This window comes from Pseudomonas sp. FBCC-B1565 (genome assembly GCF_059133265.1).
In genome coordinates this window covers 3,888,617-3,912,933 of sequence record NZ_CP101438.1, presented here as the reverse complement: position 1 = coordinate 3,912,933, position 24,317 = coordinate 3,888,617, and the positions used below count along the sequence as shown (strand labels likewise).

The window sequence follows — 24,317 nt, the reverse complement described above, 5'->3', positions numbered from 1 at the left end:
AATGCTTCAGTTGGCCCAGCCCCAGAACTGCAGCCACCAGCCATAGCCGATCAACCCGGTACTCATCAGCATGCACAGCCACGCCCGTCCGCGAGGCAGTCCCTCGAGTCGTTGCCACGCCAACCACAGGCACCAGCCGATCGCCGCCATCAAGATCCCCGCTCGCAGCGGTTGCACCCACGCCAATACCAAGCCTTCGTAGCGCAACAGCTTCACCGTGGTCGCCGACAACCCCAGGAACAACCCCGCACCACCCAGGGGCGTCAACGTCAGCGCCAGGGGCCGAAACAGTGCGCGATCGCCCGCCGAGCGCGCAGCCAGTTGCAACCACAGCCAGCATCCGCCGCCCACCACCAGCGAGCTGCCGGCCAGATACAGCACGATGCACACCCCATCCAGCCAACTGAAACTGTCATTGACTTGCGGGTAGTGGGTGAGCAACCACCAGGGGGCGTTGTCGTGCAGCGGCCATAGCCAGTCGTGGCTCACCAGCCACTCGGCCAGGTGTTGCTTCAGGGCGATGAACCAGGGGCTTACCGTCCACTGAAACGCGCCTATGGCCAGGCCGATCACGCCGAACAGTAGCAGGCGTATGTCCCAGGCCGAGCCGTGGTGCAGGGGTGCCTGGAGAATCTCCTGGTTGCATGAGCGGGCGATCAATTGCACCGCACCGCGTTGCCCACTGCAGCGGCCGCAGGCGTGGCATTCGCTGGCGCCTTGCAGGCGACGGATGTCCAGCAGCGGCGCGCAGTTGGGCAACGGCAGGCGTGGCGCGGCGTTGGCCTTCCAGCGTTGTTCATCGACGGCGAAGTGCACCGGCGCCAGGCGGGCGAGCAGGGCGAAGACGCCGCTGACCGGGCACAGGTAGCGGCACCAGACGCGCTTGCCGCGTACGAACAGCAGGCCGACCACGACCGCCGCGAGGGTCGAACCACCGAGGATCAGCAATGCAGCCTGGGCGTAGTCGTACACGCTGATCAACTGGCCGTAGAGCGTGGTCAAGCAAAAGCCCAGGGTCGGCCAGCCGCCCCAGCGCAGCCAGCGCGGAATGCCCAGGCCGCGCCCGTGCTGGCTGGCCCATTCGCTCAAGGCACCTTCCGGGCAGAGCACTCCGCACCACAGGCGCCCGAACAGCATCATCGACAGCAACACGAACGGCCACCAGAGGCCCCAGAAGATGAATTGCGCAAGCAGCGTGAGGTTGTCGAGCAGGCGCGCCTGGCTGTCCGGCAGGGGCGACAGCGTCGGCAACACCAGCAGCACGGCGTACACCAGCACCACCGCCCATTGCACGCTTCGGATCAGCCGCCCATGGCGGCGCATGCCATCGCCCAGTTGCTGTAGCCAGCTCATGCGGCTTGCCGTGACCGGCGCAGGCCGTTGCCCACCAGCAGCCAATAGCCGAGCAACACCAGCACGGTGATCAGGCTGGGCGCGGCACGGTAGCCGGCGAAGTCTGCCAGCAACGCGCCCAGGCCGTAGCTGTCGTTCAGCAGCAGGCTGCTGTCCCAGCGGCTGTCACCGAAGGCCGAGTAGACCCAGTCGGGCATGTCCATCGCCAGCAGCTGCCCACTGATGCGGTCCACCGCAGCGACCAATAACGCGCCGCCCAGCAGCAACAGCAAGGCTTCGCTGAGGGCGAAAAAACGTGCCCAGGAAATAAAGCGTCGGCTGCTGCGCAACAGCACCACGGTCAGCCCGGCCAGCACCAGCCCCAGCACGCCACCGACGGCAAACAGGCCCAGGGCTTCGTCGTGCAGACGGGCACCGGCGCCATACAGGAACACCACGGTCTCACTGCCTTCGCGGCTTACCGCCAGCAGGGCCAGCAGCAACACACCCCAGCCGCCGTGCCGGGCCAAGCGCTGGTCGGCTTCACTGACCAGCCGGTGTCTGAGGGTGGGCGCATGGCGATGCATCCAGAACACCATCTGCACCATCAGGGCGCTGGCGACCAGGGTCAGCGCCGCTTGTAGCCATTCACCCGCGGGGCCGGTCATGGTTTCGCCGGCCCACAGCATCAACCCCGCCAACCCGGCGGAGCCGAGCAGGCCCAGCAGCACGCCGGCCCAGAGGTAACGGGCCAGGCGTGAGCGACCGGCCTGGCAGCTGATCCAGGCCAGCAGAATGCCAATCACCAGCAGCGCCTCGACGCTTTCGCGCCACACAATAAACATCGATGTGTTCATCAACGGCTCCTATTCGGCACGGATGCTGCCTTCGGGCAGTTGGGGGTTGAATTCGTCGAAGAACGGATAGGTGCCTGGCTTGAGGGGGTGGATCACCACAAAGGTGGTCACCCCAGGGGACAAGACTTTCTCCACCCGCAACGGCGTGCTTTCGAATTCGGCTGGGCCTTGGCCGAGGTTCTTGAGCACGATCTTGAAACGTTCGCCGGCCTTGACCGCCAATTGGGGTGGGGTGAAGTGGCCGTCTTGCAGGTTCAGTTCATAGGTGGGTAACGGTGCCGCCAAGGCTGCGCCGTTCAGCACACACCCGCCGAGCAGCAGGGCGCGGCGCATCAATAACCACCTTTCTTGCCGATGCCGGCGTAGACGAATTCGTAGTGCACTTCACAGCGTTCGAACCAAGGCGCGACCCCGGTTTCCTTGTCGGTATGACGGCCCAGGGAATGGTGGCCGAAAGGCGGGGTAACGGTGAAGGTGAGGCTGTATTTTCCCGGCCCTTGCAGCTTGACGTTGTCGCCATAGTGCGGGCCGTCATTGGCGACCATGGCGTGGAAGTCACCGTTGATGGGCGGCGTGTCGCCTTGTTTTTTCAGCGAGAAGGACAGGTTCAGGTAAGGCACGAAACTGCCTTCCTGAAAACCCTGCGCGTTGTCTGCCGTGGCGCGTACGTCGGCTTCCAGGTGCACGTCGGAATCGGCGGTGGCGCGCATCATGCCGGCGGGGGCCATCTCGATCGGCTGCAGGTACACCGCGCCGATTTCCAGCCCCGGGCAGTGTTGCGGTTCGCCGATTGGATACTCTTTCGCGGACGCTGCGCAGGTGGTCATCAACAGGAGGATGGGCAGCAGGGATGAGGTACGCATGAGGGCTTCCTGACGGGTGAGGGGAGAGAGCCCGAGTCTAGGAAGGTCTGGCGTGAATAATAATGATTCTTGTCAAGTTTGCAGGATATTTCATGATTGCCCGGCTTGATCCGGGTCAAGGCTGGGTCGGGATCGTGGCGTTAGGCTTGACCCACAGTTCGCCGGTAGGAAACTGCTTCATGGCCAAGCCATTTCCGCTGCATCCCAAACACCCTGAACGCATCTGCTGGGGGTGTGACCGCTATTGCGGCGCCTCCGACCTCGCCTGCGGCAATGGTGCCGACCGCACCATGCACCCGGCCGAGATGCTCGGTGATGACTGGTATGAACACGGCGACTGGGGGCTTACACCCGAGCCACCCGTTGCGGATGAGCCATCGCGAAAATTTTAATGAACCCTCGCGGCCCCTGCTTGACCTAAGGCATATGACCTAGGAGGTGAAGCATGGAAATTCAATATATCTGGATTGGTCTGGCAGTGATTCTGCTATTGCTGGAGTTGTGGGCGATCAATATCGTCTTGCGCAGCACGGGGGGCTGGGAGTCGAAAGGATTGTGGCTGGTGGTGCTGATTTTTGTACCGCTGTTCGGGCTGATCGCCTGGGCGATGTTCGGGCCGAAACGGGAAATGCCGGAGCATCGTAAAAGCTGAGGCATCAGCCCATAAAAAAACAGGCGCCTTCGAGGCGCCTGTTTTCGTTCAGCCCTCGGGTGTCAGCCTGCCAAAGCCTTGGCAATCGCCTCATTGAACGCCGGCAGATCGTCCGGTGTACGCGAGGTAATCAGTGTCCAGCCGTTGGCCTTGCACTCCTTGACGTCGGCATCGACCCAGCCGGCGGCACCGGCGTTTTCCAGGTCGATGCGCACGCTCTTGTAGGAGGTCAGGGTCTTGCCCTTGATTACGCCTGCATCAATCAGCGCCCATGGCCCGTGACAGATCGCGGCCACGGTTTTACCGGCCTGCACGAACGCGTTGATCAGCTTCAACGCGGCCGCATCCTGGCGCAACGTGTCCGCATTGACGGTGCCACCGGGAATGACCAGTGCATCGAAATCAGCAGCGCTGAGCTCGGACAGTTTTGCGTCGGATTCCACCGTCTGGTCTTTCTCGGTGTCGCCGACAAAAGTCTGTGTGGTGCCGCCCTTGCTGGAGGCGTGGGTCACCGTCGCGCCATAACCGCGCAGTGCTTCCAACGGCTTGAGCAGTTCATCGCGCTCAATGCCGGTATTGGAGGTGATGACCAGAATCTTTCTGCCGTTTAGGTGTGAACTCATGATCGAGCGTCTCCTGATGGGGAATGGGATCTGGGAGAGTTGATCCGGCTCGCACGGCAAAGGTTTAAATTAATTTGCGCTTATTTCTCGGACGGTTGGCGCGGGCAATTTCCTTGAACTATCCACACCGGCAAGCCTCTGCTGCTTAAGCGCCCGCCATTTTCACGGGCTTTCAATTGACTGGAGATACACCATGACTGCCGATAAAACCCCTGCACCCATCAGCTCTGAAGAAGCCCAGAGCGGCACGGAAAAACCCGTCAAGGGCCAAACCCTGGACCGCCCGAATCCCAAGACCGAAACCATCGATAAAGTGGTGACGCCCACCTCGATAAAGGACATCGAACGGCAGACCGATGCCATCAACGAACAGGCCGCCAAGGCCGAGCGCAAGCTGGGCCACTGAGCATGGCCCGTGCCATCAGCGCGACGGAGTTGGGCATCGACCTCAAGCCCGGCGATGACCACGCTCTGTTCAAGTGGTTTATCGCCAGCTTCCTGATGGGCAAGCGTATCCAGGCGCCGATTGCCGCGCAGGCCTATAAAGTGATTGTCGAGGAGGCAGGCCGTGACACTGCGCGCAAGCTGCAGCACTGCACATCGCGTGAATTGGTGGCCATGCTTGGACGCGCACATTACGTGCGCTATGACGAAACCACCGCGCAACGCTTGCTCGACCTCAGCGCCAGGTTGAACGCCGAATACGCCGGCAAGATCACCCATATGCGCAGTGTCAGCGAAAGCCGTGAGGCCTTCGAAAAACGCCTTGGGGAATTCGACGGTGTAGGCCCCAAGACCATCGAGATTTTCATGCGCGATGCGGCAGAGGTGCTGTTCTGACTGTGCCTACTCGAGCTCTACCCGCAGCACTTCCAACCCTAGCTGTTCATACGCCTCCACACTCGGCACGTGCCATTCGGTGATCAGCGTGTGAATACGACTGCACGGCGCCACCACAAACGGCTCCACGGCGCCGAGCTTGTCGGCCATGGTCACCGCCACCACGTGGGACGCACTGTCGAGCAGGGCTTGCTTGACCGCCACTTCATCAAAATGCAGCGAACTGATGCCGACTTGCGGATGCAGCGCGCACACGCCGGTAAACAGCAGGTCGGCCTTGACGCTCTGGATCAGCCGCACGGTTTCATGGCCGCTGGTGGACAGCGTGGCCGGGTTGAGTTGGCCGCCGGTAAGGATCACTTTAACGTCGGGATGGTCGGCCAGAGCGATGGCGATCATGGGCGATGTGGTGACTACCGTGAGGCGGATCGAGTGCGGCAATGACTGGGCGATCTGCAGGGTGGTGGAGCCGGAATCGAACAGCACGATCTGGCCGTCCTCGACCCGTTCGGCGGCCAGGCGGGCAAGGTGGCGCTTGGCGTCGTTGGTCTCGCCGACACGGGTGAAGAAGTCCTTGCCGGTGTCCTTGGGCCGGGGCAAGGCACCGCCGTGCACGCGTTGCAGCAGGCCGGCGGCGGCGAGTTCGCCGAGGTCGCGGCGAATGGTGTCCTGGGACACGGCGAAGTGCTCCACCAACTCCGAGGCGGTGACTTTGCCGTCGCGCTCCAGCAGCAACAAAATCTTCTGTTTGCGCAAGGAAGGCAGGTCGATGGCTTGATGCGTGTTGTGCATGGTTTTGCGTCTTTTTGCGGGTTTGTGCGAGATTAATTGCCCTGGGCTATAAACGCAATGGCTGGTTGTGCGCGCGATGGGCGGTTACTCTCAGCGTTCAGTCCAGGGAGAGGTGACCTAGATGTCGTTGATCACAACCATCGAAGATTTACGCAAGCTCGCGCAAAAACGTGTGCCCCGCATGTTCTACGACTACGCCGATTCCGGCTCCTGGACTGAGAGCACCTACCGCGCCAATGAAAGCGACTTTGCCCGCATCAAGTTCCGCCAGCGGGTGGCGCGCAATATCGACGAGCGCTCGATCCGCGCCAGCATGATCGGCCAGGACATGGCCATGCCCGTCGCGCTGGCACCGACCGGTTTGGCCGGCATGCAGCATGCCGATGGCGAGATTCTCACCGCTCGCGCCGCCGCAGCCTTTGGCCTGCGCTATACCTTGTCGACCATGAGCATTTGTTCGCTGGAAGACATCGCCGAGCACGTCGGCCAGCCGTTCTGGTTCCAGCTGTACGTGATGCGCGACCGCGCCTTTATCGAGCAATTGATCGAGCGCGCCAAGGCCGCCGGCGTGGATGCATTAGTGCTTACCCTCGACCTGCAGATCCTCGGGCAACGCCACAAGGACTTGATCAACGGCCTGTCAGCGCCGCCCAAACTGACGTTGCCGAATATTCTCAACATGGCCACCAAACCGCGTTGGGTGATGGGCATGCTGGGCACTAAACGGCGCGGCTTCGGCAATATCGTCGGGCATGTAAAAGGCGTGGCCGACATGAGTTCGCTGTCGTCCTGGACCGCCCAGCAATTCGACCCGCGTCTGAGTTGGGATGATGTGGAGTGGATCAAGAAGTGCTGGGGTGGCAAGCTGATCATCAAGGGCATCCTCGATGTGGAGGATGCACGCCTGGCCGCGAATGCCGGCGCCGATGCGTTGGTGGTGAGCAATCACGGAGGACGGCAATTGGATGGCGCCCCGTCGAGCATCAGCCAGTTGCCGGCGATTGTGGAGGCGGTGGGGGAGCGTATCGAGGTGTGGCTCGACGGCGGCATTCGCTCCGGCCAGGACGTGCTCAAGGCAGTGGCGTTGGGTGCCAAAGGTACGATGATCGGCCGGCCGCATTTGTATGGGCTGGGGGCGATGGGCGAGGCGGGTGTGACCAAGGCGCTCGAGATCATTGCCCGTGAGTTGGACGTGACGATGGCGCTGTGTGGGTATAACGATATACGCGATGTGAATCGCGAGATTTTGTTGCCGGGGACATTCCCGGAAAACCTTTTCTGAGCAAAAAAAACGTAAAAAAATAAAAAGAGTTGTCCACGAAAACCGTGGGTATCTCTGTGGATAACTTTGCGAAGCCCCGGCAGGGTTGGCGATTTAAGCCAAGATCAATATTTGATCAACTTCGGATTCGGCCCAGCATGGGCTGGGTTTGCGCTTGACAGGCAAGCGCGAACCCAGTGCCGAAAAACGTTTTTACGAGTCGCCGTTGCGGCCTGTGGAGTGCGTGACAACCTGCGCCGGCATCTTCGCTTGCATCAGTTTGTCCAGCGCCTGGCCGTAGCTGCGACCGGCCAGGCTCATGCTGTTGTTGTGGCTGGCACCGGGCACCAGTAACAGCCGTTTGGGCTCCCGGGCGGCTTCAAACAACTGCTGGCTGAAACGCGGTGGTACATAGCGGTCGTCAAGGCCATGCACCACCAGCAGCGGCATATGGATGTCGGCGATCTTGTCGATGGAATCGAACTTCTGCGACAGCAACCAACGCACCGGCAGTGAGGTGTTCGCCACGGCGGTGGCTACATCCGCCAGCGACGTAAAGGTGGATTCGATCACCAGCCCACGCACCGGCAACGGTGTCTGTTTGCCCAATTCGGCAGCCAGGTCGATGGCCACCGCGCCCCCCAGCGAGTGCCCGTAGATCAGGCGTTTCTGTGGGTCGGGTTGCAGCACCTGGAAGCGTTCCCAGGCGATGCGTGCGTCTTCGTACACGGTGGTTTCCGACGGCAGCTCGCCGTGGCTCTGGCCGAAACCGCGATAGTCGATGGCCAGCACCGAATAACCCAGGGCGTGCAGTTGCTCGATGCGAAACAGCTGCCCGGTGAGGTTCCAGCGCACGCCGTGCAGGTAGAGGATCGCGGGAGCATCTTTCTTGTCCGCCGGGTACCACCAGCCATGGATGTTCTGCCCCGATTTGAAGCTGGCCGGCTTGAGTTCGAATTCCTGCACCGCCTTGGGCAAGCCGCTGTACCAGCTGGCAGTGCCCGGCTCGATGCGAAACACCAGTTCGCGTTCCTTGTGTTGCAGCACGGCACAGCCCACCGGCAGGCCGACGATCAACAGCGCCATGCACACCAGGGGAAACCAGCGCAGGCTCAGGCGCGAGAGAAAACGTGAGGACATGAAGGTTCCAGGTAAAAGGTCAAGCAGGGGTTTTACCAGATGGCTTGCCCAGGCAGGTATTAATTCGACAGCCGCCCATGGGTGTTTCTTACAAAGTGTTACTGCATTGAACAATACGTGCAGAGATTGTTAGGGTGGGCCGCCGAACAGGAGAGCAAGCACATGGATTTCACAGGCAAGACTGCAATCGTCACCGGCGGCGCACGCGGGTTGGGGCTCTGTTACGCACGGGCCCTGGCCCAGGGCGGTGCACGGGTGGTGATCAGCGATATCGGCGCCGACAGCGCGGGCGCAGGCAGCGATGCAACGGTCGTCCAGGCGGCGGCAAAGGCGTTGCAGGCCGAAGGCTTGCACGTGATCGGTCACGGCGGCGACTTGTCCACGAACGAGGGCTGCCGGCAGTTGGTTGCGTACACCCTCGAGGTCTTTGGCCAACTCGATATCCTGATTCACAATGCCGGCTGGGTGGGTTACCAGAACATCACCGACCTCGACGCCACGTTCCTGCAGCGTGCCATGGACATCAACCTCTACGCCCCGCTGTGGCTGTGCAAGCACGCCTGGCCGCACCTGCTGCGTTCACCCGCGCCGCGCATCATCCTCACCACCTCCGACCGCGCCATGTACGCGCAGTACGAGCAAACCGGCCTGGTGGCCTACAGCGCCGGCAAGATGGCCCAACTGGGGATCATGAATGCGTTGAGCCATGAGGGGCTGGAGGCGGGCGTCAAAGTCAATGCAATCTCGCCGGTGGCGAAGACGCGCATGTGGGGCGTGACTCACGAGCCGGATGAACTCAAGCCGGAGTGGGTGACGCCAGGGGTGGTGTACCTGGCGTCGGCGCAGTGTGAAGACACCGGTTACATCCTGCGCGCGAGCAACGGCCAATTCACCGCCACGCGGTTTACGGAAAACCCCGGGGTTGAATATCCGCGTAATCTGGCGCGGATCAAGGCCAGCAGCGCAGAAGAAGTCGCCGCTGCCTGGGATCGCATCAAACAGACACATTCCCTTTCTTGAGAAAACGACCATGGCTGATAGCCCCGTGCGCATCACCGCTGAAGAGACCCTTTCGAAAAACTGGTACCTGCTGAAAAAATACAGCTTCGACCTGCGCCGCCGCGACGGCAGCTGGCAAGCCCAAACCCGCGAGGTGTACGACCGGGGCAATGGCGCGACCATCCTGCTGTACAACCGCGTGCAGCGTACGGTGTTGCTGATTCGCCAGTTTCGCATGCCGACGTTCGTCAACGATTACCATGGCTACCTCATCGAAGCGGCGGCCGGGTTGCTGGATAACGCCAGCCCCGAAGAACGCATTCGCCTGGAGGCCGAGGAAGAGACTGGCTATCGCGTCGGCCATGTCGAGAAAATCTACGCAGCGTTCATGAGCCCCGGCTCGGTGACCGAGCGGATTCACTTTTTCATGGGTGAATATCAGCCGGGTGATCGGGTTGGGACTGGCGGTGGCTTGGAAGAGGAGGGCGAAGATATCGAAGTGCTGGAGCTGGGCTTTGAGGAGGCTTTGGCAAGGGTGCAAAACGGCGAGATTGTGGATGGCAAGACCATCATGTTGTTGCAGCATTTGGAGTTGCGGATGCTTAAAGAGGGTTGGTGAACTCCCTTTGTTTGGGTGATCCCGCTTGTTGTGGTTCGTAGCCTTCCTGTGGTGAGCAGGCTTGTTGTGGTGAGCAGGCTTGCCCTGCGTTGGGCTGCGCAGCAGCCCCAAAACAGACAATGCCGATATACCTGAAAACACCCATCGCCTGGACGGGGGGACCGCTTCGCGGCCCAGCGCAGAGCAAGCCTGCTCGCCACAGAGGGGAGGTGTTGCCTTGGAGGGCGGTGTTTGGGTTACCAGGTTGACTGGTCTTCGAGGCTGGCTTATTAGAATTCTTCGATACCTACCCAGGCAGAAGCCAGATGCGCTTGTTTTCTTAATTCTCCGATCTTGGCGAGTCGTAGTAGTTTTTTAAACATCTCAATAAGACCTGCATAAACTTCCTCTGATTAATTACGGGTGCGCTGAAATAGGTTGACATGCTTTTGAAAATCGCATCAAAATTGTCATTGATGGCTAAGAAATGTGTGATCGAGGCAATGAACCACTCCTGCTCACTCCTCGTATAATCGAGAAATTCTGGTTTGGTTAACTCGTCAAAAAGATCGGCAAGTTCTTTTTCATTATTTACGTCTTTTGATGCAATTAGTTCTTCTCGCTCTAAGTCGTCAGTGTTTTCAATGTCGTAAGGGAACAGTAGTCCACGGATTATTGACATGCTAGGCTTATTTTTCATTTTAGTCATTTCTCCGTGTATGCAGTTTTTGGGTGGCCTTGGTTGTTTAATATCACCCTTGCTTTACGTTGTTGGCTATATTCTATTCCTTCTCTTGAGTATCCTTCGCCAACAATTTTTCCCATATTCATTGGTTCTAATGATGCAGTGTGTCCGTTTCGTCTAAAAATAAGCTGGGCTCGGTATATCGAGTTTAACTGATCTCTATGGCTGAGATAATGTGTTGCAGCGGGTGGGTATTTAGGTTCCCCTGAGTTTGGGCCCGATGTGTAGCGCTCAATAATTCCGGGTTGGGCGCGCACTAGTACGCATTGATCCCACCCGCCAGCTTCACCGGGTCCGGCGTCAGGTAACGCCCAACATCCGGATTGTAGTAACGATGGCGGTTGTAATGCAGCCCGCTTTCCTGATCGAAATACTGGCCCTGGAAGCGCAGCGGGGTTCTCGAGGTGGTATACGTATTTTTATTCGCCGTTGTGTTTGGTGTTGGGGCTGGGGTTGTTGCTGGTGGCGTGGGGGTGAGGGCCTGATTGCTCATCAGGCTGGGCAGTCATGTTCATTGCTGAATGAAGTACAGACTGGACATGGAGCTTGGGATTTTCTTGGCTTTGCCCAGTTTCAAATATTCATCGAATTCATGCGCCAGGTATTCTTTGTCGGTGTACTTTTTGTATTTTTGCGGCAGCTAACATGTGTAAACATATAACCGCCAGAGGTCAAAACCGTCGACCCTATCATCAGGCCCGCAATCAAAATCGATGTATAGATTCGATAGGTAAACGCAGCAATCCTTGGATTTCAGTTTTTTCTAGCATGTGTTTTGGAACATTTATTTTTACTCGGTTTTTTCTTGATGTCGGATTGTGTTTTTGGGGGGGTTAGAGTTTGCAAAAATATATATAGCCTTCAAAAGATATGCCTGCTATCCAATCTAAGCTTTCTTGAGTTATGTATGTATGCTGCGGAATCGTCGAAAATATTCTCAATGCTGGGGAGAGCTGCTTGATACCTATTGAATAAGCCTCATCGGTGGCGTCGCCTATAATAATGATGTCCGCTTTTGTGGTGTGTGTGATTTTTTCTGCAAGTGCATCCATTGACGTTTGTGATGTTGCTACACCCAGATAGATACTATCTTTCAATAAGTTCCATGCGATATTTGTTACGGAGAATGGGATGTTTTGACTGATGTTTTCTACCATGAGGTCATGTTTGACTTTTGTTAGGATGGTGATTTTTATGTTGATTTTTTTGAAGTCGTCAATGATTTCATCGTCAAGATAGCTCATTTCTTTGCAAACCTTTTAATTAGCTGGATCACCAATTTTTCGTCTCCTTCAAATGTAAAATGTGGGCCGTTTTTTTTTATGGGTCCATACATTGATATGTGCGCCACTATTTTGGTCGTATTCAACACGATAGCCAGTTTGTCTATCGGATGTTTGCATTCCTATGGGATCCCCTTTTCTTTTTCCAAATTTTCCTGGCTTTGGTATTTCTGCCCGGAAATTATTTTCTAATAACCACACTAGAGCTTTGTTTAAAGCCTGTTCATAAGTGACAGAGTGAACCACATCTCCTATTTCAGGGGGCGCTTTCTCGTGTGGTTTTTTTAATTTGCTTCTTTGTCCCGGACAATTACCGCGCGCGCAGGCAAATCCTATTGGGTCTACCCAGCCCGTAGGATTGGTAGTGTACAAGTACGCATTGATCCCACCCGCCAGCTTCACCGGATCAGGCGTCAGGTAACGCCCAACATCCGGATTGTAGTAGCGATGGCGGTTGTAATGCAGCCCGCTTTCCTGATCGAAATACTGACCCTGAAAACGCAGCGGGTTGTCGACTTTTCCGATGTCGACTCGGCTGATTTCTCCGTAGGCACGGTAATGCGCCGACCAGACGATTTCGCGGTCTTGGGCAGTGAGTTCCTGCGGGGTGCCGAGGTGGTCGAGTTGGTAGTGGTAGGCCTTGGTTTCCTTTGGACCAAAACCTTCCAGCAGCGCCAGCGGACGGAAGCTTTCCGGTTCGTAGAGATAGCTGCGGTGCCGATCCGCGTGGTGTTCAGCGATGAGTTTGTCGCCTTGCCAGAAGAACTCGGTCGTAATCCCATCAACGGTTTTGCTGATACGCCGCCCAAACGGGTCGTAGAGGTAGCTGGCGGTCTGGCCGTTGGGCGTTTTAATGCCGATCAGACGATGCTGACAGTCGTAGCGGTATTCGGTGACGAGGGCGTGGCCTTTGTCGTGATTGAAGATGAGGCGGTTGTTGTCTGGCAGGCGCAGGTTTTGCAGCTGGCCGCAGGCGTCGTAGCCGTAGCCGATTTACCTGAAAACCTTCTTCGCCTGGATTGGGGGGTAGTAGTTCATATCATTGCAAGGATTTCAGTATAGTAATTGCCCTTTTTACCTAGAACTAAAAGTGGGGTTTGATTCTATAAGTATTTCAGGTGTTTCTTTTTCGGGAAATTAATTTATTTAATTTTGCTTGGGTGTGTGTTTCTCGAGTGGGGGCCTAATGTCCGAAGTTTTAGCGGTCGGTGGCGGTGTTTCTGTTGCTGAGTACTTGTCATTCTTTTTCTGCTGAGCTTACACAGTCATGGTCGTCCAAGTGGATCAAAAATGTTAGGGCGCGATCGGTTAGCCAGAATGGATAGCCAGTTGTTTCACCTATAAGAAGTTCAATGTCCTGTGGGGTATTTATTTGCCATGCTCTATAGTTTGTATCGTAAACGATTAGTGTTAGATCTGTTTTCTTTATGTGTCTCGTTATTTCTTTCCAGAAATTCGAGTTGTACTCGGCATTTGTCTCATTGAAGTCCATAGGGTCAAGTGTGGATTTTTCAGTTGTGAAAAAACGTCTAGTTAATGCTTTGATTAATGAGCTAATCTCTTCTGTTGTAAGTTTTTTATGTTTAATACTAAGTGTGCTGAGCACTTCGTCTATTTCTGCTTCTAGATAATTCATCAGTTTTCCCCTATTTTTGAACGGCTAACTGGGAGCAGGTTGAGCAATATATGTCCTCTTACTGCTCCTCCACCGGTTCTTTTGCCTGGAGTTTGGTAGCCAATATGTGGTGATTGTGGACCTTTCTTGCTAAAAACAAGTGTAGGGTCATCTATGTTGACTTCCGCTCCTTTTTTTGGTCCATTTTCAACCCTCCATTCGGTTGGAAAAGATTTTCCATATTGGTCTTTACCCCACTTCGTGACGCTGTATTCATCCTTAGGTATATCTGTCCTGCGAAAAGCTTCATCTAAACCAATATGCATTTGCTCATAGGCACTACCGTTTTGATTACGCCAGTCCAGATCAACAGCAGGTTTCAATTCCCATTTTTGAGCGTCGATCAGTTGGGGGCAGTTCGTTGATTTGCAGGCTAACCCTAACGGATCAACCCACCCCGTAGGATTAGGCACGTACAGGTACGTGTTAATTCCGCCAGCCAGCTTCACCGGATCCGGCGTCAGGTAACGACCCACATCCGGATTGTAGTAGCGATGGCGGTTGTAGTGCAGCCCGCTTTCCTGATCGAAATACTGGCCCTGGAAACGCAGCGGGTTGTCGACTTTTCCGATGTCGAGGCGGGTGATTTCCCCGTAGGCGCGGTAATGCGCGGACCAGACGATTTCGCCGTCTTGGGCAGTGAGTTCCTGTGGGGTGCCGAGGTGGTCGAGTTGGTAGTGGTAGGCCTTGGTTTCCTTGGGGCCGAAGCCTTCCAGCAGCGCCAGCGGACGGAAGCTGTCCGGTTCATAGAGATAGCTGCGGTGCCGATCCGCGAGGTGTTCGGCGATGAGCTTGTCGCCTTGCCAGAAGAATTCGGTGGTTAGGCCGGCGACGGTTTTGCTGATACGCCGCCCAAACGGGTCGTAGCGGTAGCTGGCGGTTTGGCCGTTGGGTTTTTTAATACCGATCAGACGGTGCTGGCAGTCGTAGCGGTATTCGGTGACGAGGGCGTGGCCTTTGCCGCGTCGTTCGCGAATGAGGTTGCCGAAGGCGTCGTAGTCGTAGTGGTGGTCGCCCTGGATCATCAGGCGGTTGCCGGCGACGATGTCGGGGCCGGGGCGGTTGTGCATGAGCAGGTTGCTGGCGGGGTCGTGGCCGAAGCGTTCTTGCTCGCCTTGGGTGTGGTCGGCGCGGGTGAGGCGGTTGAGTGGGTCGTAGTGGTAGCGGTGTTCGCCCTTGCGGGTGTCGAGCAGGCGGGTGAGGTTTCCGGATTTGTCGTAGTCGTAGTGGCGGCGGTATAGCGGGCCTTCGGCATCAACGATGCTCTGGTTGAACAGGCGGCCCTGGTGGTCATGTTGGTAGTGGCTGAACAGTTGGCCTTGTTGGCGTTGCTGTTCGCGGCCGGCCTTGAACAGGTGTGAGGTGAGAACGGCGCCGTTCAGTTCGACGGTGGCAAGGTGGCCGCCTTTGTCGTGATTGAAGGTGAGGCGGTTGTTGTCCGGCAGGCGCAGGTTTTGCAGCTGACCGCAGGCGTCGTAGCCGTAGCGCAGGGTGCCCCAGCCTTGGTGTTCGGCGGTGAGGCGGTTTTGGCTGTCGTACTCGTAGGCCAGTGACCAGTGGCCGTCTTCTACGCCTAAGAGATTGCCCTGGCGGTCGTAGGTGTAATCGACGGTATTGCCATCGGGCAGGGTTTTTCTGACGAGGCGTCCGGCGTAATCGCGCTGGTAGCGGGTAACCAACTGACTGCCGTCATCGCCGTGTTCGGTCTTTTCCGAAAGGTTGCCATTAAGGTCGTAAACGTAAGCGGTGCGCTGGCCGTCAAACCCGGTTTCCTGCTGGATCAGGCCGTTGCTGTGGTACTGGAGCCGGTAGGTCTCGCCAACTTCGTTTTCGATTTCAGTCAGCAGTAACCGCGCATTGTCGTAGCGGTACTTGACCTGAGTGCCATCGGCATTGATGCGGCGGCTGATCAGGTGCAGGCCGTCGGCGTATTCGTAGCGGGTGATGTTCCCGAGTTCATCGCGCTCGGCGGTGATTTTTCCGTAAGCGTTGTAGGTATATTTACGCGTGTCGCCGCTCGGAAAGACGATCTGGACTGACCGCCCAACGTCGTCCCACTGATACTGGGTCAGCGCGCCATGCTCATCCTCACGCGCAATCTGTCGCCCAAGGTCGTCATAGCGATAACGCTTGATCCCGCCATTGGGCAACTGCTCCTCAAGCAACTGCCCGTGCTCGTTCCATACCAGCCGCTGACAGCTGTGATCCGGGTACCAAACCCCAATCAGTTGGCCATATTTGTTGTAGGTGTAATCGGTAACGTGACCGTCTGGATCGATCTTGCGCGTTACATCGCCCTGGTCATTGCGCTCATACTTCCAAACCGCTTTACCACGCCGCACAACCCGTACGAACCCGTTGTCATGCTCGTAGGTCGTCGGCTCATCGTCCCCCGGAAACACCGCCACCAAGCGCCCGGCTTCGTCGTACTGATACGCGGTGATCGCCCCCAGCGGATCCTGCTCAACGGTCAGCCGGCCTTGGTCATCGTAGGATTTGAAATGCTCGGCCCCGTCAGGATCAACCCGCTGCACCAGCCGCGCCCGCTGGTCATGTACGTAGACTTCCTGGCTGCCATCGGCGTTAAACACCGTGACCTGGCCGTTGTCATCCCAGGCATAACGCGTGTCCATCTGCGAGAAACTGGCCCAATGCCGGACACACCGCGCCGCCTTGCCAGACCGTTGCCACTCCCAGAAGAAACTCGCCCCACCGGCCAAACCGCGCTCAAGGATGACGTGCTGTTCGTCGTAGCGATAAACCTCGCTTTCACCGACCGCGTTGGTCGCTGAAACCAGTCGTCCCAAGCCGTCATAGGCGTAGGAAACAACCGTCTGCTCCGTCACCCACACAAACGGACCGTCATCCACAACGCGATGAATCTGGTAATCCACCGCCACGATCCGGCCCGACACATAGCGCAACCATAACGAGCGCCCGACACCGTTATCCACCCGCTCAACACGCCCCAGAAAGTCCCGGGTAATGCGCAGCCGGTTGTCATACGCGTCGCTGATCGCTGTCAGCACACCGTCGCGGAAGTGGTAGAAACGTGACGCCTGGGCCAGCACCAGTTCATCAGGCGACGAACCCAGATAGATTGCGGCTTCGGCAAGACTGTTGGTGATTGCGGGGCGAGAAGTAGACGGCAAGGGCAGGGTGGTGGAGCGGTTTTCATGATCGGTCCAAAGCACCGAATCCCCGGAAACACTCAGCCGATGCGCCAGCGCGTGACTCCAGCCAAACCCCAGCCCACAATCCACTTCTACGGCACTGGTGCGATACAACCGCGTCCACTCAAACGGCAAGATCCCGTCCAGCGTCCCATCGGTGAGGGTCAGCAGTTCCTCGCCGGTGACCATCGACACCGGGCAGCCGTTGGTGGCGGTCTTGTCCGAAGATGCCGCCGCATCCCCATTCGGGTTGCGAGCAGAAACCGGCACATCATCCACGGTCTCCTGCCGCACCAACGCGGTTCGCTGGGACTTGTTGCGCACCACCGGTACCGCGTTGGAGACCACCTGATCCGCAGCCTTCAACGGCGCATCCGGAATCGTCTTGATCGTCGTCGCCTGGCTACTGAGCAATATCGGCTTGGCCACCTGCGTGTGATCATCCGCACGGAATTTCCCGAACTGCCCAGCCATGTGCTCAAGCCATGTGCGCACACGTTGAGACTTGATGCTGCCCAGCACCTTCGTACTGATGCGTACCGCCATCCCCATCCCGGCCGTGGCAAGGCACAGCAGCAAATTGATCAATACTTCAGCGCTGATTTCCCCCAGCAGCTCATTCATATAAGGCGGCGGCAACATCCGCATCCAACTGACCATTGCCGACAGGTAAATGAACAGCAACGGCTCATCGCTCAGCACCAGCAGGCCCTTTGCGATGCTTTCGGTGCCGAGCTTCAACAGCTTTTCGAATTCTTCCTGGCTCAGGTAATGCAGTAGCTTTTCGGCATGCTTCAGTGGGTCCAGAAACCACTGAAGCATCTGCTTGATGTTGTCCCAGAGTGAATACAACGCCCCGCTAAACCCGCGTGCGTAGGCTTGGTGCAGTGAGAGGTAGCGCTTGAGGAAATTGGCTTCGGAATAACCCTTCCACAAGGCGGCGAAGGTGGTGGCCCATTCACTGCGCAGCCAGCCTTCCAGCGGTTCGATCACCGACTGATAAGAGGCGTACAGCGCCTTGAAGTGCGCCTTGGAAACGTTGGGATAGAAACTGACCCGGTACTGCTGGTTGCGATCACATTCCTTGATTTCGAGAATGCCGCTGGGTCCGATGGTTTTATGGAGGGGCTCCCCGAGCGGGCCACCGTCCGGATCGATGCGCTGCACCATCACGGGCGTATCGCCGATGGGTACGAATCGAGAACTCTGGAACATATGCACCAGTGTCAGCGTGCCGTCTGCTCGGCAGGTTGCGGTGGTGGTGCTGGGAAACAGGGAGCGGTTGATCGGCGCGACCAGCGCCACTTCATCCCCCACCTTGAAGACCTGTTCGATATCCAGCGCCGAAAAGCTGAAAAAGCTCGAAGCCCAGGCGTCGTAGTGATTGAGGCAGCGCTTGAAGTCGCTGATAACGGATTCGACGTCTCGCGTCTTTGAATCCAGGGTGGCCAGTACCAAATAGCCAATGGTTTGGCTGGTCACTTCGATCATGAAACAGCCCCATCCACCGGAGCCCAAACCCATAACGCCATCTGCAATCCCTCGCACTGTGTAGTCAGGCGACGGACTTTGCGGGCGTTTGCAGGGCAGGGGAGTAGAGCTTATCCGGCGGTTATGTGGGACGGTTCGATAACGCTTGTCCGCTATCGCGCGACTAGCGGCTATTGTCAGAAATTTCCCACAGGAGTACAAATGTACTCCATGACGACTCTCACCCCCCGCCGTACCGCCATCCTGACCTTTATCCGCGACCGCATCGCGCAGCAAGGCCAGCCCCCGAGCCTCGCCGAGATCGCCGAGGCGTTCGGTTTTGCCTCGCGCAGCGTGGCGCGCAAGCATGTGCTGGCGCTGACCGAAGCCGGGTTTATCGAGGTCAACCCCCACCAGGCGCGTGGCATTCGCCTGCTCAACCAGCCGGTGCGCCCGGAATGGCTGGATGTGCCGGTGCTCGGTCGCGTGGCCGCAGGTTTGCCTATCGGCGCCGATGCTGAAGTGCACAGTCGCCTGCAACTGGACCCGTCGACCTTCGCGAAAACCCCGGACTACCTGTTGCGCGTGCAGGGCGATTCGATGATCGAGGACGGTATTCTCGACGGTGATCTGGTTGGCGTACGCCGCAGTGCCGAGGCCTTGAACGGGCAGATCGTGGTGGCGCGCCTGGACGGCGAAGTGACCATCAAGCGTTTCGAGCGCAGTGGCGACCACGTGCGTCTGCTGCCGCGCAACCCCGCGTATCAACCCATCGTGGTGGGGCCCGACCAGGACCTGGCCATCGAAGGGGTGTTCTGCGGTTTGGTGAGGCAAGGCTGATGGGCGCCGTGGTTGCGCTGGACACGCTGTTCAATGGCGGGCGTGTCTGGAAGGGCCGGCCCGCCGCGCCGCCGTCCAGTGTGCATCCCACCGGGCTGGCGGCCCTGGACGCGGTGCTGCCCACGGGCGGCTGGCCGGAGGCGGCCTTGAGTGAAATCCTCATGGCCAAGGAAGGTGTGGGCGAATTGCAACTGGTGCTGCCGACCCTGGCGCGCTTGTCGAAGGCAGGGGAGCGCATTGTGTTGGTGGCGCCTCCGTATACACCGTACCCCCATGCCTGGCAGAACGCCGGGGTGGACCTGCGCCTGCTCTCGGTGATCCAGGCCGAGGAACGCGATGCCCTGTGGGCGGTGGAGCAATGCCTGCGTTCCGGCAGTTGCGGGGCGGTGCTGTGCTGGCCGCGCAAGGCCGATGACCGGGCGCTGCGGCGCCTGCAAGTGGCGGCGGAAACCGGGCAGACCCTGGCGTTTGCCTGGCGCGCCTTGAGTGAGTCGGTCAACTCATCGCCCGCCGCGCTACGCCTGGCCGTCGAGGCCAGGCCCGCGCAGGTAAGGGTGCTCAAGTGCCGGGGCGGGCTGGCCCATCCGACGCCGATTGCCCTGGCGGGGCACTGAGGTTGTCATGCGCTGGGTGTGTATTGTCTTCCCGCAATTGGCGCTGGACGGGGTGCAGCGTGTGCACCCCGAACCGGACCAACCCTTGGCCCTGCTGGCCGGCACGCCACAGCGGCGCGTGCTGCAAACCGTCAATGACGCCGCCCGCGCCCTGGGCCTGCGCCCCGGTCAATCCCTGACGGCGGCGCATGCCCTGACCAAAACCTTTGCCAGCGTCGAATACGACCCCGCCGAGATCGAGCGCCATCAACAGTTCCTGGCTGCCTGGGCCTACCAGTTCAGTTCCCAGGTCAGCCTGTATTACCCGCGTGCCTTGTTGTTTGAAATCGAATCGAGCCTGGGCTTGTTCGGGCCGTGGCCGCGGTTTGAAGCACGCTTGCGCAAGGAGCTGACCGAATTGGGCTTTCGTCACCGTATCGTCGCGGCGCCCAACCCGGCGGCGGCGCGGGTGCTGGCGAATATCTACGATGGTTTGGCGGTGCAGGATGACGGCTTGCTGCAGGCCCTGGCGCCGCTGCCCATCGATCGCGCCGGCCTCGACCCGCAGGCCGCCACGGCGTTGTCGCGCATGGGCCTGCGCCGCCTGGCCCAGGTGCAGGCGCTGCCTCGGCACACCTTGGCGCGGCGCTTTGATGCTGGACTGCTCAAGCACCTGGATGCATTGAGCGGGCAGCGGCCATTGGCCTTGGCGTTCTATCAGCCTCCGGACCGATTCGACGTGCGCATCGAGCTGAATTTCGACGTGCAGTCCCATCAGGCGCTGCTGTTTCCTTTGCGACGCCTGACGGGCGATCTGTCGGCCTTCCTGTGTGGCCGCGACAGTGGCGTGCAGCGCTTTGACTTGCACCTGGAACACGCCCAGGCGCCGGACACGGTGATCAAGGTTGGCCTGCTCAGCGCCGAGCGCGAACCGGCGATGCTGTTTGAATTGGCCCGGGGTCGCCTGGAGCAGGTACAGGTCACCTCACCGGTACGCGGTTTCCGCCTGGTCGCCCAGGATTTGCCGGTGTTCGTGCCGCAGCGCCAGGACCTGTTCGACGACCGCCCGCAACAGACCTTGCCGTGGGAACAATTGCGCGAACGCCTGCGCGCCCGTCTCGGCGATGAGGCCGTGCAGGGCTTGCGCTTCCACGCCGACCATCGCCCCGAATGCGCCTGGCAAGCGGCGAGCGACAAAAACCTCTGCCCGACCTTGCACAAGGTGCAACGCCCCGGTTGGTTGCTGAGCGAACCTACGCTATTGGCCGAACACGGCGTGAATATCCTCATGGGGCCGGAACGCATCGAGTCGGGCTGGTGGGACGGCGCCGATATCCGCCGCGACTACTACCTGATCCAGACCCGTGCCGGCCAGCAAGGCTGGGCCTTTCGTAACGTCGGGCAAAGCGATGGGTTGTGGCTGCAAGGCTGGTTTGCATGAATTACGCCGAGCTGCACTGCCTGTCCAACTTCAGCTTCCAGCGCGGTGCGTCGAGTGCGCTGGAGCTGTTCGAACGGGCCAAGCGCCAAGGCTACAGCGCCCTGGCGATCACTGACGAATGCACCTTGGCGGGCATCGTGCGGGCCTGGCAGGCGGCGAAGGCGGTGGAATTGCCGCTGATAATCGGCAGCGAGATGCGCCTAGAGAACGGCCCGAAACTGGTGCTGCTGGTGGAAGACCTCAGCGGTTACCAGCACCTGTGCCGCTTGATCACCGTGGCCCGGCGGCGCGCGGAAAAGGGCCGCTATCGCCTGTTGCAGGAGGACTTCGAGCAACCGCTGCCCGGCCTGCTGGCACTGTGGGTTGCCGAGGACGGCGACACCCAGGCCTCGATCCAGTGGCTGCGCCGCACCTTCGCCGGGCGCCTGTGGCTGGCGGTGCACCTGCACTGCGGCCAGGACGATGCGCGCCACCTGGAGCAACGCCTGAACCTGGCCGCCAGCCTGCACATCCCGGCGGTGGCCTGTGGCGATGTGCACATGCATGCGCGTGGCCGCCGCGCCCTGCAAGACACCATGACCGCCATCCGTCATCACGTGCCAGTGGCCGAAGCCGGCACGCGCCTGCACCCCAATGGCGAGCGGCACCTGCGCAGCCTCGATGCCCTGGCCGCGCTGTACCCGCACGCCTTGCTCGATGAAACCCAGGCGATTGCCCGCCGTTGCACCTTCGACCTCAGCCAGTTGCGCTACCACTACCCGCGTGAACTGGTGCCCAGTGGCCACGACGCCAAATCCTGGCTACGCGCCGTGACCGAAGCGGGCATCGCCCAACGCTGGCCGCAGGGTGTCGACGCCAAGACCTTGCAGCAGATCCACGACGAACTGAAGCTCATCAGCGAGCTGGGCTACGAAAGCTACTTCCTTACGGTGCATGACATTGTGCAGTTCGCCCGCAGCCGTTCGATCCTGTGCCAGGGCCGCGGTTCGGCGGCCAACTCGGCGGTGTGCTTTGCCTTGGGCATCACCGAGATCGACCCGAGCCTGACGAGTCTGTTGTTCGAACGTTTCCTGTCCAGGGAGCGCAACGAGCCGCCGGACATCGACGTGGACTTCGAACATGAGCGCCGCGAAGAAGTACTGCAGTACGTGTTCCAGCGCTACGGCCGCACCCGCGCGGCGCTGACGGCGGTGGTCAGCAGTTACCACGCCGCCGGCGCGGTACGCGATGTGGCCAAGGCCCTCGGGCTGCCGCCGGACCAGATCAACGCCCTGGCCGACTGCTGCGGGCGTTGGAGCGACGATGCCCCGCCGCTGGAGCGCCTGCGCGAAGGCGGCTTCGATCCCGACAGCCCGCTGTTGCGCCGGGTGCTCACGCTCACCCAGCAATTGATCGGCTTCCCTCGGCACCTGTCCCAGCACCCTGGCGGCTTCGTGATTTCCGAATACCCGCTGGACACCCTGGTGCCGGTGGAAAACGCCGCCATGGCCGAGCGCACCATCATCCAGTGGGACAAGGACGACCTCGACGCGGTGGGCTTGCTCAAGGTGGATATCCTGGCCTTGGGCATGCTCAGTGCGATCCGGCGTTGCTTCGACTTGCTGCGCCGTCACCGCAACCGCGACCTGGCCTTGGCGACGCTCCCCAAGGAAGACCCGGCCACCTACGCGATGATCAGCAAGGCCGACACCATCGGCGTGTTCCAGATCGAATCGCGGGCGCAGATGTCGATGTTGCCAAGGCTCAGGCCGCAGAAATTCTATGACCTGGTGATCGAGGTGGCCATCGTGCGACCGGGGCCGATCCAGGGCGGCATGGTGCACCCGTACCTGCGGCGGCGGAACAAGGAAGAACCCGAAACCTATCCTTCGCCGGAGCTTAAAACCGTTCTGGAACGCACCCTGGGCATTCCGCTGTTCCAGGAGCAAGTGATGCAGATCGCCATGGTCGCCGCCGACTACAGCCCCGGCGAGGCCGACCAGTTGCGCCGCTCCATGGCCGCCTGGAAACGCCACGGCGGCCTGGAGCCGCACCAGCAGCGCCTGCGCACCGGCATGCTGAAAAACGGTTACACCGAAGCCTTTGCCGCGCAGATTTTCGAGCAGATCAAAGGCTTTGGCAGCTATGGCTTCCCCGAGTCCCACGCGGCCAGTTTCGCCTTGCTGACCTACGCCAGTTGCTGGCTCAAGTGCCATGAACCGGCGGCGTTTGCCTGTGCGCTGATCAACAGTTGGCCCATGGGCTTCTACAGCCCGGACCAGATCCTGCAGGATGCACGGCGCCATCGCTTGCAGATTCGCCCGGTGGATGTGCAGGCCAGCGATTGGGATTGCAACCTGGAGCCCATCGACGGCGCGCAGCCGGCGATTCGCATGGGCTTGCGCATGATCTCCGGGTTTCGCGAAGAGGATGGGCGGCGCATCGAAGCCGCGCGCCTGCGTCGAGCGTTCAGCGACATTGCCGACCTGGACGAGCGCGCCGGGCTGGATGCACGTGCCCAGGCCCTGTTGGCAGATGCCGGGGCCTTGCGCGCCCTGGCCGATAACCGGCACAAGGCGCGCTGGGAGGTGGCTGGCGTGCACAAGCAACTGGGGCTGTTTGCCGGCCTGCCGAGCCCGGATGAAGCGCTGGTCGAGTTGCCGGCACCGAGCGTGGGCGAGGACCTGCAGGCCGACTATGCCACCGTGGGCACGACCCTGGGGCCGCATCCGCTGGCGTTGCTGCGGGATGAATTGCGCAAGCGCCGCTGTCGCAGCTCCCATGAACTGATGACGGTGGAGCACGGCCGTAATGTCTGCGTCGCGGGGCTGGTGACCGGTCGACAGCGCCCGGGGACTGCCAGCGGTGTGACCTTTGTCACCCTGGAAGATGAATTCGGCAACCTCAATGTGGTGGTCTGGCGTGACTTGGCCGAGCGTCAACGCCAGGCGCTGGTGGGCTCGCGGCTGTTGAAGGTGGACGGGCGCTGGGAAGCGGTGGGCGAGGTGCGGCACTTGATCGCCGGGCGCCTGACCGACCTGACGCCCTTGTTGGAAGGGATCAATGTGCGCAGTCGGGATTTTCACTGAGTCCCGTGGTTTCTGCTGTAATCACTTCTGATGCAGATGAGGTGAAACCATCCGGGTTTGCAGCGCTCCAAA

At 59.6% G+C, this 24,317-nt stretch carries 23 protein-coding genes and 2 pseudogenes; 11 read left to right on the top strand and 14 right to left on the bottom strand.

Going from position 1 to position 24,317, the window contains the following annotated elements; all coding sequences use genetic code 11:
* Positions 1–6 precede the first annotated feature (6 nt).
* Genes NL123_RS18285 through NL123_RS18270 form a run of 4 tightly spaced genes read right to left on the bottom strand, consistent with a single transcriptional unit; the run spans position 7 to position 3,052 of the window.
* A complete protein-coding gene (locus NL123_RS18285) occupies positions 7–1,353 on the bottom strand; it encodes a 4Fe-4S binding protein (protein ID WP_494355995.1) in 1,347 nt (448 codons plus the stop codon).
* On the bottom strand, positions 1,350–2,189 hold the full coding sequence (locus NL123_RS18280) for an FTR1 family iron permease (protein ID WP_494355994.1): 840 nt from the start codon (positions 2,187–2,189) through the stop codon (positions 1,350–1,352). Before NL123_RS18280 ends, NL123_RS18285 begins: the two co-directional genes overlap by 4 nt.
* Positions 2,190–2,198: 9 nt before the next feature.
* Positions 2,199–2,522: a cupredoxin domain-containing protein gene (locus tag NL123_RS18275; RefSeq protein ID WP_494355993.1), complete on the bottom strand. Its 324-nt coding sequence runs from the start codon at positions 2,520–2,522 to the stop codon at positions 2,199–2,201.
* On the bottom strand, positions 2,522–3,052 hold the full coding sequence (locus NL123_RS18270; RefSeq protein ID WP_248482073.1) for an iron transporter: 531 nt from the start codon (positions 3,050–3,052) through the stop codon (positions 2,522–2,524). Before NL123_RS18270 ends, NL123_RS18275 begins: the two co-directional genes overlap by 1 nt.
* Positions 3,053–3,231: 179 nt before the next feature.
* Here NL123_RS18270 and NL123_RS18265 point away from each other — a divergent pair, with 179 nt between their 5' ends.
* Together NL123_RS18265 and NL123_RS18260 are read left to right on the top strand one after the other, a co-directional pair.
* Positions 3,232–3,444: a DUF3079 domain-containing protein gene (locus tag NL123_RS18265; protein ID WP_248482071.1), complete on the top strand. Its 213-nt coding sequence runs from the start codon at positions 3,232–3,234 to the stop codon at positions 3,442–3,444.
* 53 nt (positions 3,445–3,497) lie between these two features.
* Positions 3,498–3,704: a PLDc N-terminal domain-containing protein gene (locus tag NL123_RS18260; protein ID WP_058427284.1), complete on the top strand. Its 207-nt coding sequence runs from the start codon at positions 3,498–3,500 to the stop codon at positions 3,702–3,704.
* Between the two features lie 62 nt (positions 3,705–3,766).
* Here NL123_RS18260 and NL123_RS18255 read toward each other — a convergent pair whose 3' ends face one another.
* Entirely contained in the window at positions 3,767–4,327 is a 561-nt protein-coding gene (locus NL123_RS18255) for a type 1 glutamine amidotransferase domain-containing protein (protein WP_248482069.1), read from the bottom strand.
* Between the two features lie 193 nt (positions 4,328–4,520).
* Here NL123_RS18255 and NL123_RS18250 point away from each other — a divergent pair, with 193 nt between their 5' ends.
* Positions 4,521–4,733 (top strand): hypothetical protein, encoded by a 213-nt coding sequence (locus NL123_RS18250; protein WP_058427286.1) that lies wholly within the window; start codon positions 4,521–4,523, stop codon positions 4,731–4,733.
* Between the two features lie 2 nt (positions 4,734–4,735).
* Positions 4,736–5,167, top strand: coding sequence for a DNA methylase (locus NL123_RS18245; protein ID WP_248482067.1), 432 nt, complete (start codon positions 4,736–4,738; stop codon positions 5,165–5,167).
* Between the two features lie 6 nt (positions 5,168–5,173).
* On the opposite strand, the gene NL123_RS18240 is transcribed toward NL123_RS18245, so the two are convergent.
* Positions 5,174–5,959, bottom strand: a complete 786-nt coding sequence (locus tag NL123_RS18240) for a DeoR/GlpR family DNA-binding transcription regulator (protein WP_248482065.1) — start codon at positions 5,957–5,959, stop codon at positions 5,174–5,176.
* Between the two features lie 121 nt (positions 5,960–6,080).
* Here NL123_RS18240 and NL123_RS18235 point away from each other — a divergent pair, with 121 nt between their 5' ends.
* On the top strand, positions 6,081–7,241 hold the full coding sequence (locus NL123_RS18235; RefSeq protein ID WP_248482063.1) for an alpha-hydroxy acid oxidase: 1,161 nt from the start codon (positions 6,081–6,083) through the stop codon (positions 7,239–7,241).
* A gap of 192 nt (positions 7,242–7,433) precedes the next feature.
* Here the strand turns inward: NL123_RS18235 and NL123_RS18230 are convergent, their stop codons facing one another.
* Positions 7,434–8,360, bottom strand: coding sequence for an alpha/beta hydrolase (locus tag NL123_RS18230; protein WP_494355992.1), 927 nt, complete (start codon positions 8,358–8,360; stop codon positions 7,434–7,436).
* A 162-nt stretch (positions 8,361–8,522) separates the two neighbouring features.
* Here NL123_RS18230 and NL123_RS18225 point away from each other — a divergent pair, with 162 nt between their 5' ends.
* Together NL123_RS18225 and NL123_RS18220 are read left to right on the top strand one after the other, a co-directional pair.
* Positions 8,523–9,380 (top strand): SDR family NAD(P)-dependent oxidoreductase, encoded by an 858-nt coding sequence (locus tag NL123_RS18225; RefSeq protein WP_248482059.1) that lies wholly within the window; start codon positions 8,523–8,525, stop codon positions 9,378–9,380.
* A gap of 10 nt (positions 9,381–9,390) precedes the next feature.
* On the top strand, positions 9,391–9,978 hold the full coding sequence (locus NL123_RS18220; RefSeq protein WP_494355991.1) for an NUDIX domain-containing protein: 588 nt from the start codon (positions 9,391–9,393) through the stop codon (positions 9,976–9,978).
* Between the two features lie 319 nt (positions 9,979–10,297).
* Here NL123_RS18220 and NL123_RS18215 read toward each other — a convergent pair whose 3' ends face one another.
* From NL123_RS18215 to NL123_RS18185, 7 genes and pseudogenes are all read right to left on the bottom strand, one after another.
* Positions 10,298–10,657 (bottom strand): hypothetical protein, encoded by a 360-nt coding sequence (locus NL123_RS18215; protein WP_494355990.1) that lies wholly within the window; start codon positions 10,655–10,657, stop codon positions 10,298–10,300.
* Between the two features lie 5 nt (positions 10,658–10,662).
* Positions 10,663–11,096: pseudogene (locus tag NL123_RS18210) on the bottom strand (RHS repeat-associated core domain-containing protein); the annotation flags it as partial.
* A gap of 246 nt (positions 11,097–11,342) precedes the next feature.
* Entirely contained in the window at positions 11,343–11,417 is a 75-nt protein-coding gene (locus NL123_RS18205) for a hypothetical protein (protein ID WP_494358323.1), read from the bottom strand.
* 118 nt (positions 11,418–11,535) lie between these two features.
* Positions 11,536–11,946, bottom strand: a complete 411-nt coding sequence (locus tag NL123_RS18200) for a hypothetical protein (protein WP_494355989.1) — start codon at positions 11,944–11,946, stop codon at positions 11,536–11,538.
* Positions 11,947–12,276: 330 nt separating this feature from the next.
* A pseudogene (locus NL123_RS18195) lies at positions 12,277–12,972 on the bottom strand (RHS repeat domain-containing protein); the annotation flags it as partial.
* 250 nt (positions 12,973–13,222) lie between these two features.
* Complete coding sequence (locus tag NL123_RS18190; RefSeq protein ID WP_494355988.1) at positions 13,223–13,621, bottom strand: hypothetical protein; 399 nt, start codon at positions 13,619–13,621, stop codon at positions 13,223–13,225.
* Complete coding sequence (locus tag NL123_RS18185) at positions 13,621–18,324, bottom strand: RHS repeat-associated core domain-containing protein (RefSeq protein WP_494355987.1); 4,704 nt, start codon at positions 18,322–18,324, stop codon at positions 13,621–13,623. The genes NL123_RS18190 and NL123_RS18185 overlap by 1 nt, the downstream gene beginning before the upstream one ends.
* A gap of 201 nt (positions 18,325–18,525) precedes the next feature.
* On the opposite strand from NL123_RS18185, the gene lexA reads away from it, so the two are divergent.
* From lexA to NL123_RS18165, 4 genes are read left to right on the top strand one after another with little or no spacing between them, the layout of a single operon-like run.
* On the top strand, positions 18,526–19,143 hold the full coding sequence (lexA, locus tag NL123_RS18180; protein WP_494355986.1) for a transcriptional repressor LexA: 618 nt from the start codon (positions 18,526–18,528) through the stop codon (positions 19,141–19,143).
* The gene (gene imuA / locus NL123_RS18175; protein WP_494355985.1) at positions 19,143–19,757 is read left to right on the top strand and encodes a translesion DNA synthesis-associated protein ImuA; all 615 of its coding nucleotides are present in this window, start codon (positions 19,143–19,145) and stop codon (positions 19,755–19,757) included. Before lexA ends, imuA begins: the two co-directional genes overlap by 1 nt.
* Before the next feature lie 7 nt (positions 19,758–19,764).
* Positions 19,765–21,177, top strand: coding sequence for a Y-family DNA polymerase (locus tag NL123_RS18170; RefSeq protein WP_494355984.1), 1,413 nt, complete (start codon positions 19,765–19,767; stop codon positions 21,175–21,177).
* Positions 21,153–24,245 (top strand): error-prone DNA polymerase, encoded by a 3,093-nt coding sequence (locus tag NL123_RS18165; protein ID WP_494355983.1) that lies wholly within the window; start codon positions 21,153–21,155, stop codon positions 24,243–24,245. The genes NL123_RS18170 and NL123_RS18165 overlap by 25 nt, the downstream gene beginning before the upstream one ends.
* Positions 24,246–24,317 lie beyond the last annotated feature (72 nt).

Coding starts and splice junctions, on each gene's coding strand:
- NL123_RS18285 (WP_494355995.1), bottom strand. CDS start 1,353: ATGAGCTGGCTACAGCAACTGGGCGATGGCATGCGCCGCCATGGGCGG.
- NL123_RS18280 (WP_494355994.1), bottom strand. CDS start 2,189: ATGAACACATCGATGTTTATTGTGTGGCGCGAAAGCGTCGAGGCGCTG.
- NL123_RS18275 (WP_494355993.1), bottom strand. CDS start 2,522: ATGCGCCGCGCCCTGCTGCTCGGCGGGTGTGTGCTGAACGGCGCAGCC.
- NL123_RS18270 (WP_248482073.1), bottom strand. CDS start 3,052: ATGCGTACCTCATCCCTGCTGCCCATCCTCCTGTTGATGACCACCTGC.
- NL123_RS18265 (WP_248482071.1), top strand. CDS start 3,232: ATGGCCAAGCCATTTCCGCTGCATCCCAAACACCCTGAACGCATCTGC.
- NL123_RS18260 (WP_058427284.1), top strand. CDS start 3,498: ATGGAAATTCAATATATCTGGATTGGTCTGGCAGTGATTCTGCTATTG.
- NL123_RS18255 (WP_248482069.1), bottom strand. CDS start 4,327: ATGAGTTCACACCTAAACGGCAGAAAGATTCTGGTCATCACCTCCAAT.
- NL123_RS18250 (WP_058427286.1), top strand. CDS start 4,521: ATGACTGCCGATAAAACCCCTGCACCCATCAGCTCTGAAGAAGCCCAG.
- NL123_RS18245 (WP_248482067.1), top strand. CDS start 4,736: ATGGCCCGTGCCATCAGCGCGACGGAGTTGGGCATCGACCTCAAGCCC.
- NL123_RS18240 (WP_248482065.1), bottom strand. CDS start 5,959: ATGCACAACACGCATCAAGCCATCGACCTGCCTTCCTTGCGCAAACAG.
- NL123_RS18235 (WP_248482063.1), top strand. CDS start 6,081: ATGTCGTTGATCACAACCATCGAAGATTTACGCAAGCTCGCGCAAAAA.
- NL123_RS18230 (WP_494355992.1), bottom strand. CDS start 8,360: ATGTCCTCACGTTTTCTCTCGCGCCTGAGCCTGCGCTGGTTTCCCCTG.
- NL123_RS18225 (WP_248482059.1), top strand. CDS start 8,523: ATGGATTTCACAGGCAAGACTGCAATCGTCACCGGCGGCGCACGCGGG.
- NL123_RS18220 (WP_494355991.1), top strand. CDS start 9,391: ATGGCTGATAGCCCCGTGCGCATCACCGCTGAAGAGACCCTTTCGAAA.
- NL123_RS18215 (WP_494355990.1), bottom strand. CDS start 10,657: ATGAAAAATAAGCCTAGCATGTCAATAATCCGTGGACTACTGTTCCCT.
- NL123_RS18200 (WP_494355989.1), bottom strand. CDS start 11,946: ATGAGCTATCTTGACGATGAAATCATTGACGACTTCAAAAAAATCAAC.
- NL123_RS18190 (WP_494355988.1), bottom strand. CDS start 13,621: ATGAATTATCTAGAAGCAGAAATAGACGAAGTGCTCAGCACACTTAGT.
- NL123_RS18185 (WP_494355987.1), bottom strand. CDS start 18,324: ATGATCGAAGTGACCAGCCAAACCATTGGCTATTTGGTACTGGCCACC.
- lexA (WP_494355986.1), top strand. CDS start 18,526: ATGTACTCCATGACGACTCTCACCCCCCGCCGTACCGCCATCCTGACC.
- imuA (WP_494355985.1), top strand. CDS start 19,143: ATGGGCGCCGTGGTTGCGCTGGACACGCTGTTCAATGGCGGGCGTGTC.
- NL123_RS18170 (WP_494355984.1), top strand. CDS start 19,765: ATGCGCTGGGTGTGTATTGTCTTCCCGCAATTGGCGCTGGACGGGGTG.